The following is a 14,243-nucleotide window of genomic DNA, read 5'->3' as shown; positions in this document are numbered from 1 at the left end:
CTTATGACTATTCGCCTTAGTGGTATGGTTTCTGGTATGGATACAGAAAGTATTGTTAAAGAAATGATGAATGCCAAACGAATACCCCTAGATAAACTGAATCAACAGAAACAGACACTTCAGTGGCAACGGGATAATTACCGTGAAATTAACTCTAAACTTGTAGACTTCCGTAATAATAAGATTTTAAAGTATAATTTAGCCGCTACAATGAATGCACAGAAAGCTGTTGTGACTGGTAATACCAAAGCTATTCAGGCAGAGGCGAATGCTGATGCAAGTTCGATTCCCATGAGCGTTAAGGTTAATAATCTTGCTGAGAAGTCTTCTTTACCAAAAGCGGCATTAACTGTCGGCATGGTGGAAGGTGGAGTAAAAGCAACACTTAAGACTACTTTGGGTGAGTTGGGTGGAGGGCTTTCTACCTATGATTTATTCATTAACAAGACCAACATCTCTTTAAGTAAAGATGATACTATTGCTGATGTAGTTAGCAAAATTAATGGAGCTGCTAATGCAAAGGTAACTGCAAGTTTTGATGAAGTCAGTGGACGCTTTAATATCACTGCTAAGGATTATGGAACTGATAATAATCTGAAAATGACTAACTCCAGTGGTGTGGTTGCAGAAAGCTCGCTATTGAATCTTTTTGGGATGGATTCTGGTGTAGTCCCGATTGCAGCTAAAAAGGCCTCGATCGAAGTATCAGTTGCCAATAATGGAGCTCAGGCAGGGAATCCGGCAACATATATACAAGAGTTCAGTTCTGAGAACAATACAATCACAGTAAACGGTGTGAAGATGACACTGTTGGCGGTGTCAGGCACAGACGGTGCTACTGAAATTTCTACTCAAACAGATACAACAAAAACGTTAGATACCATCACTAACTTTGTTAAAGATTATAACGACCTGATAAGTTTGTTAAATACAAAAGTATCTGAGGAACGATATAAAGATTTCACTCCACTGACAGATGAACAGAAGAAAGATATGAAAGAAAAGGATATTGAGCTGTGGGAAGCCAAAGCAAAAAGTGGAATGTTGAAAAATGATGATATTCTGAAATCAACACTAGCTTCCTTGAGAACCATTATAACAGGTCAATTAAAAGGGCTTAGTGAAATGGGTATTACCACAGGCCAGTATTATGAAAATGGTAAAATTAATATTGACACTGATAAATTGAAGCAAGCGCTTCAGGAAAATCCTCAAAAAGCAATATCAATATTTCAAGGTACGGCAGGATCACAAGGGATATATAGTAAGATGGCTGAACAGGTTAATACATCGTTGGATAAGTTAGCTGTGAAAGCTGGCACTTCCAAATATACTACAGAGATTACCGGTGCCTATAAGACTGAAAGCCTCATGGGAAAAAAATTAACTGACTATAATACTCGAATAGCAAATTTACAAACCCGTCTAACAACTATGGAGACTAACTATTATAAGAAGTTCACTGCCATGGAAACCGCAATGAATAAGTATAATAGCCAGTCTAGTAACCTCTCAAGCTATTTCAAATAAATATTTAACAAAGGGTGAATATGAATGATAACATCTCCTTACGATAAATATCGGCAATCCTCGGTGCAGACTTCAAGTCCGGCACAACTGTTGCTTATGATGTTTGACGGAGCGATACGTTTTGGTAAGGCGGCGTTAGAAGGAATAGAGTCGGCCGACTTTAATAAAGTGAGCACTAACTTGGGGAAGGCACAAACTATTGTAAATGAGCTTATCACTACATTGGATAACTCATACGAAGTGTCCAAGGGGCTTGCTTCAATGTATGAATATATTAATTATCTATTCATTGAATCCAACATAAAGAAATCCAAGGAACAGGCAGAGGAGGCGATTGGTTACCTACTGGAACTTCGTCAGACTTTCGCTCAGGCTTCTAAAATGACTGCAGAACAAGACCTCCAGCATGGATAATCTGTTACAAGAACTTGAAAAGCTAACCCAAACCATTATAAATCAATTACAATTCGCCACCTACGAAGAACTCGAAGCCTTCGTAGAACAACGCCAGAAACTTGTCGAAGCCATTGGGGAAGAGGTCGAGAATTGTCAGATGACCCTTGCGCAAAAAGAGGTATTGCGTCGAATCCTGGAGCATGATCCGGCCATCATGGCGCGCATGAATGCCCATCGCCTCGAAGCCAAAGACTGGCTTCAAAAACGCAATCAAGCCAAAATCCAACGCAATGCATACGAGACAGCCTACACCCCGGACAGCTTCCTGATGGACCGGAAAAAATAATAGAAAAAATAATAGATTCTCCCTGTTTCAGTCGGGGAGCAGGCGGGTATTTTTAAAACGTCTGCTCCTTTTTTTGTAACTTATATTACCGAATTATATCCATTTCTGATGTCAATTGTACTCTGGTAAAATATTGCATGTAACCATTTACTATTCCAATTGACAATAGAGAAGCAGCGGTGGTATAGTCGAATTGTGAGCAAGACTCACGTTCATCTGATGACGAAGGGAATGTTTAGTCAATGGAAGGTAAAGTTAAATGGTTTAACGCAGAAAAAGGTTATGGTTTCATCGAAACTGCCGATGGTGGCGACGTATTCGTACACTTCTCCGCGATTCAAACTGACGGTTTCAAGACGTTGGATGAAGGTCAATCCGTAGAGTTCGATATCGTTGAAGGCGCACGCGGACCACAAGCAGCTAACGTCATCAAATTATAATCATCCGGCGAAGCCGACCTACATATATGGTAGATGGTTAGCAATTGAGACAACGCTAGCGGTAGACCCTGGGGACATTCCCTGGGGTCTTTTTTATATGCTTGAAAGTGCATAGAATCGTGAGAAGCAACCCTCCAGAGCATCCAAAGCAGACCGCATTTTGCGAGGTTATTTTACATTATATTCATAAATATTATTTAAATTTGGAATAAAAGAGAGCTTATTTGGACTTTTTGTAAAATTTAGTTTGGAAAAGTGTTTACGTTCTCCAAAATATGGGTAATGAGAACCGTTGGGCTTTTTTCTTGCCTAGTTTGCACTCTATTTATTAGCTTAGGCGTATGCTTCCGAAAGATTTTTGGTAAGAAGACATGCAGTGAAGCCTATGCCCATCAAAATCACAGGAGGATGAACAACAGAATGAAGAAATTGTGGCGTGGCCTTACGGCCGGAGTACTTGGTATTTCAATGCTGCTCGGATCTCTGGGTAGTGCGTACGCAGCGAAGACACCCAAGGATATTCAAGGACATTGGGCGCAGAAGCAACTGCAGAGCTGGCTGGATAAAGGATACCTGGGCGGTTATCCTGACGGAACGGTGAAGCCGAATAAGGCTATTACCCGTGGTGAATATGTGGCATTGATCAATCGCCTGTTCGGGTTCACCGACACGGCTTCCATTAGCTTCACCGATGTGAAGAAATCAAACTGGGTATATAGCGAAGTATCCAAGGCTGTGAAGGCTGGTTACATTGGCGGGTATGAGAATAATACCTTCCGGGCCAATAATCCGCTCACCCGGCAGGAAGCAGCAGTCATTGCTGCCAAGCTGCTTAAGCTGAGTACAAGCTCTACTCCGCTTAAGTTCAAGGATAATGCTCAGATCGCAGCTTGGGCCAAGGGGGCAGTAGCCTCAGCGGCTGAGAAGAAGATCATCAACGGTTATCCTGACGGAACCTTCGGTCCGAAGAAATCTCTTACCCGTGCCGAAGCGGTTGGAATTATAAGCAACTCGGTTGTGCATAAGCCGAATACCGGTGGTGGAGTAACCCCAATGCCAACACCTACAACAACCCCTGCTCCTACAGCAACTCCAGTGCCAACTACTAGCCCAACAGCTACTCCGGTTCCTGGCGGTAGTGGTGGTGGCGGAGGTACTGGCGGAGGTGGTGGCGGAGGCGGTAGCGCGACCTCGCCTTCTGTCAGTAACGTAACCTACGGTCATGTAGGTTCGGTTACCGCAGATGTATATGTTAAGCCTTCTGTAACGGGAGCTGTGTATTATGTAGTTGCTCCTTACAGCATGAACGTAACAGCACCAACTGCAGCACAAGTGAAAGACGGAATGATTAATGCAACAACAGCAGGCGTTCATTCCGGCAAAATCGCTGCAACTGGCGACACTACTGTTGCTTTCTCTGTGTATGGTCTAAGTGCAGGTATGGATTATACCGTATACGTTGCCCTGGCTGATGCTTCTGGTAATTGGTCTGGCGTAACACCGCTTCAATTGAAAACAGCGGCAAGCACTGCCACTTCGCTTACACAGGTTGGAGTGACTAGCATAGGAACGGTAACAGCAGAGGTCTATGCAGCTTACGGGCAGATGGCCGCACCAGTAACCCCTCTGAAATATGTGGTGGTTAAGGCAACAGATGCTGATCCAACGGCAATGCAGATTGCTAACGGACAGAACAGTGCAGGTGCTACATTAATGGGGCCTTGGGCTGGTACAATCACAGGTGCTCCAGTTGTAAAACACAGCATTAACCTGACTGGACTCACTGCCAATACAGCGTATAAGGTCTTCTTTATCACTGACTCTAATGGAACCTTGTCCCCTGTAGAGCTTCTGCGGATTCACACTAAATAAGTAAGCTTGATGAAGGCAATTATTCATAATCCAGGTTTTAGAGTGAGATAATACAGCAACAGTATTCGGTCCGGCGAGGGCGGCTTTATGCTCGAGCCGGGCCGTTTGTTGTTACGGCAGCTCTGTTACATGTATTGTTAGTTGAATGTAAAGTCTGTCATGATTTGTTTTTTACTTAGCCCTGACAATTTGCTATAATGGAAAAGTAAATAAAGGAGGAGTGCCTTATGAAATTCAGCATTCGAGGTCAACAAATTGAAGTGACCGACGCTTTGAGAGAGTATGTTGATAAGAAGCTCAGCAGACTTGAGAAGTATTTCGAAGCACCCCCTACCTCAGAAGGATTTGTGACGCTTGGCGTCGTTCGCGGCCTTCATACGGTGGAAGTGACAATCCCTCTGGCTGGTGTGACGCTTCGTGCGGAAGACCGCAGCGATGATATGTATGCATCCATCGATGCCGTAGTGGACAAGCTGGAACGTCAGATCCGCAAGCACAAGACCAAGCTTAATCGCAAGTTCCGTCAGGAAGGCAGCCTGAAGACCTTGTTCGTGGAAGGTTCGGCCAGTGCCGTAGCTGTTGAAGAGCAGGAACAGGATTATGATGATCTTGAGGTTGTGCGGAACAAACGGTTTACCTTGAAGCCTATGGATGTGGAAGAAGCGATTCTGCAAATGAACATGATTGGACATACGTTCTTCGTGTTCTCCAACATTGACACTTCCGAAGTTAGCGTAGTTTACAAACGCGATGACGGCAAGTACGGTCTGATCGAGCAGAACTAACCTGCGGACCGGGAATTGTTGGAATAAGGAAGGCTTCGGTTCAGCCTAACGTGGACAATTAGACGAGTCCCTATTCGCCTGAAGCGAATAGGGCTCTTGTGCGTATATATAGAAGTTTCATTAAAATGCCATTATCTGTCCTCATATAAGGGGATTATACAGAATAAGGTTAGGGCGGCTTGTATTGCGGCTTCTCTTACAAACTGTTACAATTTATGAAGCAGCGGAATCGAAATCATATATGGCCCTTTCAATCTATGAGGATGGGCTCGGTTCCACCATCTGTGTTGCATGAAAGGGGTTAACCATGCTAGGACTTGTTAAGAAAATATTTGGCGACACTAATGAACGGGATGTCAAACGTCTCATGAAGACGGTGGAAGTTATTAATGGTCTGGAGCCGGATTTCGTATCGCTTACGGATGAAGAGCTGCAGGCGAAGACAGCGGAATTCCGCGCCCGTATTGAGAAAGGTGAGACCCTGGAAGAGATTCTTCCCGAGGCCTTTGCTACCGTACGCGAAGCTTCCAAACGGACGCTGGGCATGCGGCATTTTGACGTTCAACTGGTTGGGGGTATGGCGCTGCATGAAGGCCGGATCTCCGAGATGAAGACCGGGGAAGGCAAGACGCTGGTTGGAACGCTGCCGGTGTATTTGAATGCGCTGCTGAGTAAAGGCGTGCATGTCGTAACCGTAAATGATTATCTGGCTCAGCGCGATAGTGCGCAAATGGGACAAATCTATAACTTTCTGGGCATGAGCGTTGGGGTCAACCTGAACGGCATGGACCATAATGATAAACAAGCAGCATATGCTTGCGATATTACGTACGGAACGAATAATGAATTCGGGTTCGACTATCTGCGCGACAACATGGTGCTCTATAAGGAACAGATGGTACAGCGCCCGCTGCACTTCTGTATTATTGACGAAGTCGATTCCATCCTTGTTGATGAAGCGCGGACACCGTTGATTATCTCCGGCCAGGCTGAGAAATCGACAGAGCTGTATTATGCGGCAGACCGTTTCGTGAAGAAGCTGACTGCCGAAGAGGATTACACCGTGGATATTAAGGTGAAGTCTGTCGCGCTTACTGAGAAGGGCGTGGCCACGGCTGAGCGTGCTTTTGGGATAGAGAATCTGTATGACCACAGCAATGTTACCTTGAACCATCATATTGTACAGGCCTTGAAGGCGAACGCTATTATGCGCCGGGATGTCGATTATGTGGTTAATGAAGACGAGGTTATGATCGTCGATGAATTCACAGGCCGTCTGATGCAGGGCCGCCGTTACAGCGACGGGCTGCACCAGGCGATCGAAGCGAAGGAAGAGATTGAAGTTCAGAATGAGAGCATGACGCTGGCTACCATCACCTTCCAGAACTACTTCCGGATGTACCGCAAGCTGGGCGGCATGACAGGTACGGCGAAGACGGAGGAAGAGGAGTTCAAGAAGATCTATGGTCTTGAGGTTCTCCAGGTTCCTACGAATAAGCCGAATCAACGGATCGACATGCCTGATGTAGTCTACAAAAGCGAGAACGGCAAGTTCAACGCGGTCGTTGCTGAAATTGTGGAACGCCACAAGAAGAATCAGCCGGTGCTGGTAGGTACGGTATCGATTGAGAACTCTGAACGCGTATCGGAAATGCTGAAGCGCAAGGGTGTCAGACACCAGGTACTGAATGCGAAGCACCATGCTGCAGAAGCCGAAATTATCTCTTTTGCCGGTCAACCGGGAACGGTAACGATTGCCACGAACATGGCTGGACGCGGTACGGATATCGTGCTGGGCGAAGGGGTAACCGATGTGGGCGGTCTGCATATTATTGGTACAGAGCGCCATGAATCACGCCGGATTGATAACCAGCTTCGCGGCCGTGCCGGACGCCAGGGCGATCCGGGTTCGACACAGTTCTACCTGTCCCTTGGGGATGAGCTGATGAAGCGCTTCGGTGCGGACAACGTGCTGAACATGATGGACCGTCTGGGATTCGAGGAAGATCAGCCCATTGAGAGCCGTATGATTACCAAGGCCGTTGAATCTGCCCAGAAGCGGGTAGAAGGTAACAACTTCGATATCCGCAAAGTCGTGTTGCAATACGATGACGTCATGAACCAGCAGCGCGAGATTATCTACAAGCAGCGCCGCGAAATTCTGGAGTCGGACAATATCAAAGACATCGTAGTGGAAATGATCAAGCCGGTTATTGACCGCATTGTGAATGCCCACTGTAGTGACGATATCCCGGAGAACTGGGAGCTGCAAGAGGTTGCAGATTATGTGAACAGCAAGCTTCTTGAAGAAGATGAGCTGACACGCGATGATCTGTGGGGCAAAGAAGTAGATGAAATGATCGAATTCATCTTCGCCCGTGTACTTGAGAAGTATGCTGCACGTGAAGAACGTCTTGGCTCCGAGCTGGTACGTGAATTCGAGAAGGTTATCGTGCTTCGCTCCGTAGACAGCAAATGGATGGATCATATCGATGCCATGGATCAGCTTCGTCAGGGGATTCACCTCCGTGCTTACGGCGGTACCGATCCGCTGCGCGAATATCAATTCGAGGGCTTCGAGATGTTCAACGCCATGACCGCGAACATTCAGGAGGAAGTGGCGACCTACATTATGAAGGCGCACATCGAGACGAATCAGGAGCGGCAATCGGTAGTGGAGGAAGACAAGATCTCTACCAACGCAGAGCCTGCTGAGAACCGTCCGGTGCATGTGGAATCCACTGTCGGCCGTAACGATCCTTGCCCATGCGGCAGCGGCAAGAAATATAAGAACTGCCACGGACAGGCGTAAAAGAAACAGAGCTACAGTTGAGCCTGAGAGGTCAAGGCCGGTTCTATGAACCCGGTGAAATAATGAGCAGGCATTAAGCTGCGAATACCTTTCACCCTACCGCATTTGCGGTTTTGTTCACTGGCACTTAGGTTATAATGACAATAAAAAGCGGCTGGGCCCGGGGGACTCCCCGTTTGCGGCCCGGCTGCTTTTTTGGGCTTTGGAAGTTATGGTGATGGCGGCGCTGGACAGAGGGAAGCGACGGGTGGTCTCTTAAATGAGGGTGGAAGTAATGGAGGGGAAGTTTGGAACTGCAGGAGCGATAGCGTCCGCCTTTGTGCCCGGATTTTATCCGCTATGCGGTATAATCAATAAATCTGGGCACAATAGCGGCCGAAAGTCCAAACATTCCCCGCAGTTACGTCGTACACCCAAATAAAGCGGGCATCCGAGTTTCTGGCTGAGCAGGCGAAGCTGAGCACCATATTCCTCAGCCCAAACCGGCAGCCCGGCGCAATATTTTAATTTGAAAGGTGATGTGATCCAATTGATCGATCCTAATGTGAAGCAGGACCTGCGTGAAATGGGCAAGAAATTAACCAACCTTAGGGGGTCACTTTGACTTAGACCTGAAGCTGGAGATTATAGCGAACTTTGAAGAGAAGATGGCGGCTCCCGGGTTCTGGGATGATTCTGATCAGGCGCAGAGCGTGATTGGCGAGATGAATGTCGTCAAGTCGGTGGTTGACCAATTCGAGAAGCTTCAGCAGGATTATGACGATGCTGCCATGATGGCGGAGCTGGCAGATGAGGAAGGCGACGACGCACTGGCTGATGAGATAGCCGGAACGATCCGCAGTATAAGCGCCCGAGTGGATGAGTTCGAGCTGCAGTTGCTGCTCAATCAGCCTTACGATAAACTGAATGCCATTCTGGAGCTGCATCCGGGGGCAGGTGGTACCGAGTCTCAGGACTGGGGCCAAATGCTGCTGCGCATGTACACACGCTGGGCGGAGAAGCGGGGCTTCAAGGTGGATGTGCTTGATTATCTGCCGGGCGATGAAGCGGGGATCAAGAGTGTAACTTTATTAATTAAAGGCCACAATGTATATGGGTACCTCAAGGCAGAGAAGGGCGTTCACCGGCTGGTGCGCATTTCGCCTTTTGACTCCTCAGGCAGACGGCATACCTCCTTCGTATCCTGCGATGTGGTACCGGAGATTGCAGACGATGTTGAGGTGGATATCCGTACGGAAGATCTGAAGATTGATACGTACCGGGCCAGCGGCGCGGGCGGTCAGCACATCAATACTACGGACTCAGCGGTGCGGATTACGCATATGCCAACCGGCGTGGTAGTCACGTGTCAGAATGAGCGTTCACAGATCAAGAACCGGGAGCAGGCAATGAAGATGCTGCGTTCCAAGCTCTATGAGCGCAAAATTCAGGAGCAGCAGGCACATCTGGACGAGATCCGCGGGGAACAATCCGAGATTGCCTGGGGCAGCCAGATTCGTTCTTATGTGTTCCATCCTTACAGTATGGTGAAGGATCACCGCACCTCTGTAGAGACAGGCAACATTGGAGCGGTAATGGACGGCGATCTGGACGGGTTCATTGACGGCTATCTGCGGAGCCAGATCAAGACGGAAACTGAATAAATGTAATCCTATTCCTACGCGTCTTCGGAGGTGTAGGAATTTTTGTCTGAACATAAAGGAGTCCGGCCAACCATGCAAAAAATCAATTCACGCAACAAACCTCCGCTCATCCCCTTGAACGGGCCGCTGCGTCATACGGTGGACATTGTGCTAATTCTGATCGGCTCGCTGATCACAGGGCTGGCGTTCAACCTGTTTTTCCTCCCGAACCGGATTGCATCCGGCGGGGTGTCGGGGCTGTCGGTACTGGCTGAGGCCTGGTTTGGGGCAGAGCCTGCTTTTACCCAGTGGGCGCTTAATATTCCGCTCTTCATTCTCGGCGTGATCTTCCTCGGCAAACAGTACGGCATCCGCTCTCTGCTGGGCAGTTTTGTGCTGCCGCTGTTTATCTTCCTGACGAAGGACGGGCCTGTGCCGACCACGAATCCGCTCCTGGCCTCTATTTATGGAGGAATTGGTGTAGGTCTCGGCCTGGGCCTCGTCTTCCGGGGGCGCGGCTCTACAGGCGGACTGACCATTGCAGCTCAGATTATTCAAAAGCTAACCGGCTTCAGCTTCTCGCTGTCTGTCGTGCTGCTGGATGGTACGGTGATTACCTTGGCGGCTTTTGTGCTGGGGATGGAGCAGGCGATGTACGCACTGATCGGGCTGTTCGTCACCGGCAGGGTGATCAACGCGCTGGAGGTGGGCTTCAGCACCACGAAGGTAGCGTATATCATCTCGGATCACACAGAGGACATCTCGCAGGCGATTCTGAATGATCTGGACCGCGGGCTGACCAAGCTCAATGCGCAAGGCGGCTATACCGGTGACAACCGTACGGTGCTGATGGTCGTAGTAGGCCAGAATGAAATTACCAGGCTGAAGGCGATTGTCCGCTCGGTGGACCCGGGGGCATTTGTGATTATTACGGAGGCTCATGAAGTGCTGGGCGAAGGGTTCAAAAGAGAAGCGTAGACTCCCTTAGGGGGCTCTGCGCTTTTCTTTTTGCATGGAATCCTCTGAATAAACTTAACGTAACATGTTGTATTTATATTAATTCGGTCGTATAATAATACATATTTGCAGGACGGTTATGCATGAGCGATAATGATAGAAATGAGAAACGGGAAGCGGGGATGACAGTGACAGGCAAGCTGAGAGCGGCAATTGTCGGATCAACAGGTTATGGGGGCGTGGAGCTGATCAGGCTGCTGCAGGGCCACCCTGATATAGAGATTACTTCAGTGATTTCCTCTTCGAGTGCGGGTGTGCCGATTGAGGAGGGTTTTCCGCATTTAACAGGAGTGGTACAGCGCAAGCTGGATGGTGTTGATGCAGCAGAGATTGCGAGCCGAGCGGATGTTGTATTCACTGCTACCCCTTCGGGAGTGAGCGCGAAGCTGGTGCCCGGGCTGCTGGAAGCCGGACTCAAGGTTGTCGATCTGTCCGGGGACTTCCGGTTGAAGGATGGCGCGGAGTATGAGCAGTGGTATAAGCACCCGGCTCCTCCAGAAGCTTATCTGAAGCAGGCGGTATACGGTTTATGCGAGGTGTACGGCGAACGTGCGGCCGGAGTGGATTTCATCTCGAATCCGGGATGTTACCCGACAGCTACGCTGCTGGGACTGATTCCTGCACTTGAGGCAGGCTGGATCAAGCCGGACAGCATCATTATTGATGCGAAATCCGGGGTGTCCGGGGCAGGGCGGGGAACGAGCCTGATGGTGCATTTTGCCGAGATGAATGAGAACTTCAAAGCTTACAAAATCAACAAACATCAGCATATCCCGGAAATTGAGCAGGTGCTGACCGATATCGCCGGGGAGAAAGTAACAGTAACGTTCACTACGCATCTGGTGCCGATGACCCGGGGGATTATGACTACGATGTATGCCGGACTGAATGGCGAACACAGCGAGCAGGATCTGGTGGAATTATACCGTAACTATTATGCAGGCAGGCCGTATGTGCGGGTGCGTGAGCCCGGCGTGGTTCCGGCGACGAAAGAAGTCAGCGGATCGAATTACTGCGATATCGGCTTTGCTACAGACGCGCGTACTGGACGGGTTACCATTGTGTCGGTTATCGACAATATCGTTAAGGGCGCCGCAGGGCAAGCGATTCAGAACCTCAATTTGATGATGGGATGGGAGGAAACCCGCGGGCTTGGTTACACACCAGTGTATCCATAAGCGCAAGCGGTCAAACAATATCATGAGTGAGCAACCACTATATACCGTCGTAGAAGGCGGAAGTATTACTGCACCTAAGGGCTTCACCTCCGGTGGCCTGCACTGCGGTCTCAAAAAAACAGAGCGCAATGACCTTGCCGCGATTCTCTGTGAGGTGCCGGCTACGGCGGCTGCGGTGTATACGACCAATGTGTTTCAGGCGGCTCCGCTGAAGGTTACGCGGGAGAGTCTGGCGGACGGGACGCTGCAGGCGGTGATCGTGAACAGCGGCAATGCCAATGCCTGTACAGGGGATCAGGGCGAGGCGGATGCGTATGAGATGCGTGCGGCTGCTGCCCGTTATTTGGGTGTGAATGAGCTGGATGTCGCTGTCGCTTCCACGGGTGTGATCGGGGAGCTGCTGAAGATGGACTGTGTGCGCAGCGGGATTGCCGGATTGCCGGAGAAGATGGACGCAGGCGCTGCCGGTGCGGAGGAATTCAGCCAGGCGATTCTAACCACCGATCTGGTCAAAAAAGAAAGCTGCGTAAAAGTAACGGTAGGCGGTACAGAGGTTACGATTGCCGGAGCCGCGAAGGGTTCCGGGATGATTCACCCGAACATGGCGACGATGCTGGGCTTCATGACCACCGATGTGCTCATTGACGGCGAGGATTTGCTCAGCCTGCTGCGAAGCGCGACCAACACTACTTTTAATATGATTACTGTTGATGGTGATACCAGTACGAATGATATGCTGGTCACGATGGCCAGCGGACTTGCCGGCAATGAGAAGCTGACGCGTCTGCATGCGGACTGGGATGCTTTTGCAGCGGCGTTCACTCATGTGTGCCAGAGTCTGGCCATGGCGATTGCCCGTGACGGCGAAGGGGCCACGAAGCTGATTGAGGTGCAGGTGAACGGGGCGGTGCATGATGAGGCTGCGGCGGCGATTGCCAAGACCGTGGTCGGCTCAAGCCTGGTGAAGTCGGCGATCTTCGGTGCGGATGCCAATTGGGGGCGGATTATCGCGGCTGTAGGGCGCGCGGGCGTTCCGGTATCGCCGGAGCGGGTAGATATAAAGCTGGGTGAGATCGAGGTGCTGCGCGGATCGCGTCCGGTGGCTTTTGATGAGGAGCAGGCGCTGCATTATCTGCAAAAAAGCGATACCGTGCTGATCACGGTAACCTTGTCAGACGGCAGCGGGCAGGCTACAGCCTGGGGCTGTGACCTGACTTATGATTATGTGCGGATTAACGCGGCTTACCGTACGTAATTTGTGCAGAGGCGTGTAGAAGCTTGTACAGAGGGGGCAGGGAGATGACGTTAGAACCGATAGAGTCTCAGTCGCAGGCGGGGGCCTCCGGGTTGTTCGTAATGAAATGCGGCGGGAGTACGCTGGCAGCGTTGCCGGATTCGTTCTTCGAGGATCTGCGGGAGCTGCAGCTCAGCGGGAACCAGCCTGTCATTGTCCATGGCGGCGGCCCGGCGATCTCCGGCAATCTGGAGAAGCTCGGCATTGAGAGCCGCTTCGTGAACGGCCTGCGGGTAACGACGGAAGAGGTGCTGGATGTGGTCGAGATGACCCTGTCCGGCAGCATCAACAAGGCGATTGTCCGGCGTATTCAGGCCAGCGGGGGACAGGCGCTCGGAGTATCGGGCGTAGACGGTAACCTGATTACGGCGCGTCCGGTGGCTAACCATCATGAAGTCGGTCTGGTGGGAGAGGTAAGCGGAGTCCAGGCAGAGATTGTGACGGGTATCCTGGCGATGGGCTATATTCCGGTTATTGCACCAGTAGGCGTAGATGGCGATGGCCAGCGGTACAACATCAATGCAGATACTGCCGCCGGAGCGGTGGCTTCTTATATAGGGTCACCGAGCATGATCGTGGTTACGGATGTGCCGGGCATTATGCGGACGGTGGACGGGGAGAAGGTCGTGCTTCCGTCCGTAACGGTGGCGCAGATCGAAGAGCTGATTGAGAACGGTGAAATCTACGGCGGAATGATTCCCAAGGTGCGTGCCGCCATGGACTGCATCCAGGGTCAGGTGTCCGAGGTTATTATTGTAGACGGCAAAGAGCCGCGTGTACTCAGCCGGGTGCTGAAGGGCGAAGCGCTGGGGACGCGGATTGTCCGTTAGGAAATGCAGCAGACAGGGCAGAAAGACGTTCTGAGAGGTATCCTTAGTTTCGTAGCAGAGTGACAAGAAATTAGACGCGCTGACGGGAAGCCGGCAGCAGCATGGTGGGAGAGTGACTAAG

At 50.0% G+C, this 14,243-nt stretch carries 12 protein-coding genes; all 12 read left to right on the top strand.

The features are described from left to right. The first annotated feature begins 3 nt into the window (after nt 1-3). Nucleotides 4-1,530, top strand: coding sequence for a flagellar filament capping protein FliD (gene fliD, locus NST43_RS28445; protein ID WP_339220719.1), 1,527 nt, complete (start codon nt 4-6; stop codon nt 1,528-1,530). 24 nt (nt 1,531-1,554) lie between these two features. Continuing rightward, a complete protein-coding gene (gene fliS, locus NST43_RS28440) occupies nt 1,555-1,944 on the top strand; it encodes a flagellar export chaperone FliS (RefSeq protein ID WP_339220718.1) in 390 nt (129 codons plus the stop codon). Beyond that, entirely contained in the window at nt 1,937-2,272 is a 336-nt protein-coding gene (locus NST43_RS28435; RefSeq protein ID WP_339220716.1) for a flagellar protein FliT, read from the top strand. Before fliS ends, NST43_RS28435 begins: the two co-directional genes overlap by 8 nt. A 242-nt stretch (nt 2,273-2,514) precedes the next feature. Beyond that, nucleotides 2,515-2,712: a cold shock domain-containing protein gene (locus NST43_RS28430; RefSeq protein WP_019915069.1), complete on the top strand. Its 198-nt coding sequence runs from the start codon at nt 2,515-2,517 to the stop codon at nt 2,710-2,712. Nucleotides 2,713-3,132: 420 nt separating this feature from the next. Next, complete coding sequence (locus NST43_RS28425) at nt 3,133-4,584, top strand: S-layer homology domain-containing protein (RefSeq protein WP_339220714.1); 1,452 nt, start codon at nt 3,133-3,135, stop codon at nt 4,582-4,584. A gap of 227 nt (nt 4,585-4,811) precedes the next feature. Beyond that, a complete protein-coding gene (gene raiA, locus NST43_RS28420; RefSeq protein ID WP_339220712.1) occupies nt 4,812-5,369 on the top strand; it encodes a ribosome-associated translation inhibitor RaiA in 558 nt (185 codons plus the stop codon). Nucleotides 5,370-5,676: 307 nt separating this feature from the next. Next, nucleotides 5,677-8,181, top strand: coding sequence for a preprotein translocase subunit SecA (gene secA, locus NST43_RS28415; protein ID WP_339220710.1), 2,505 nt, complete (start codon nt 5,677-5,679; stop codon nt 8,179-8,181). Between the two features lie 565 nt (nt 8,182-8,746). Then, nucleotides 8,747-9,824, top strand: a protein-coding gene (prfB, locus tag NST43_RS28410; protein WP_339225549.1) for a peptide chain release factor 2 whose coding sequence is annotated in 2 segments (ribosomal slippage) — nt 8,747-8,782 and nt 8,784-9,824 — 1,077 coding nt in all. Because the reading frame shifts where the segments join, the coding sequence is not laid out codon by codon here. A gap of 72 nt (nt 9,825-9,896) precedes the next feature. After that, nucleotides 9,897-10,781, top strand: a complete 885-nt coding sequence (locus tag NST43_RS28405) for a YitT family protein (RefSeq protein WP_076080059.1) — start codon at nt 9,897-9,899, stop codon at nt 10,779-10,781. Nucleotides 10,782-10,948: 167 nt separating this feature from the next. Further along, complete coding sequence (argC, locus tag NST43_RS28400) at nt 10,949-11,998, top strand: N-acetyl-gamma-glutamyl-phosphate reductase (RefSeq protein WP_339225548.1); 1,050 nt, start codon at nt 10,949-10,951, stop codon at nt 11,996-11,998. A 22-nt stretch (nt 11,999-12,020) separates the two neighbouring features. Further along, entirely contained in the window at nt 12,021-13,253 is a 1,233-nt protein-coding gene (argJ, locus tag NST43_RS28395) for a bifunctional ornithine acetyltransferase/N-acetylglutamate synthase (RefSeq protein WP_339220707.1), read from the top strand. Nucleotides 13,254-13,297: 44 nt separating this feature from the next. Next, nucleotides 13,298-14,122 (top strand): acetylglutamate kinase, encoded by an 825-nt coding sequence (argB, locus tag NST43_RS28390; protein ID WP_339220705.1) that lies wholly within the window; start codon nt 13,298-13,300, stop codon nt 14,120-14,122. Nucleotides 14,123-14,243 lie beyond the last annotated feature (121 nt).

It is taken from the genome of Paenibacillus sp. FSL H8-0332 (assembly GCF_037963835.1).
In the GTDB taxonomy this organism is placed as follows: domain Bacteria; phylum Bacillota; class Bacilli; order Paenibacillales; family Paenibacillaceae; genus Paenibacillus_AQ; species Paenibacillus_AQ rhizoplanae.
The sequence above is the reverse complement of the archived record's forward strand: the minus strand, read 5'-3'. Positions and strand labels throughout refer to the sequence as shown.

Bases quoted from the DNA above. Each gene is read 5' to 3' on its own strand.
- secA (WP_339220710.1), top strand. From the start codon at position 5,677: ATGCTAGGACTTGTTAAGAAAATATTTGGCGACACTAATGAACGGGAT.
- NST43_RS28435 (WP_339220716.1), top strand. From the start codon at position 1,937: ATGGATAATCTGTTACAAGAACTTGAAAAGCTAACCCAAACCATTATA.
- argJ (WP_339220707.1), top strand. From the start codon at position 12,021: ATGAGTGAGCAACCACTATATACCGTCGTAGAAGGCGGAAGTATTACT.
- NST43_RS28405 (WP_076080059.1), top strand. From the start codon at position 9,897: ATGCAAAAAATCAATTCACGCAACAAACCTCCGCTCATCCCCTTGAAC.
- argB (WP_339220705.1), top strand. From the start codon at position 13,298: ATGACGTTAGAACCGATAGAGTCTCAGTCGCAGGCGGGGGCCTCCGGG.
- NST43_RS28430 (WP_019915069.1), top strand. From the start codon at position 2,515: ATGGAAGGTAAAGTTAAATGGTTTAACGCAGAAAAAGGTTATGGTTTC.
- raiA (WP_339220712.1), top strand. From the start codon at position 4,812: ATGAAATTCAGCATTCGAGGTCAACAAATTGAAGTGACCGACGCTTTG.
- NST43_RS28425 (WP_339220714.1), top strand. From the start codon at position 3,133: ATGAAGAAATTGTGGCGTGGCCTTACGGCCGGAGTACTTGGTATTTCA.
- fliD (WP_339220719.1), top strand. From the start codon at position 4: ATGACTATTCGCCTTAGTGGTATGGTTTCTGGTATGGATACAGAAAGT.
- fliS (WP_339220718.1), top strand. From the start codon at position 1,555: ATGATAACATCTCCTTACGATAAATATCGGCAATCCTCGGTGCAGACT.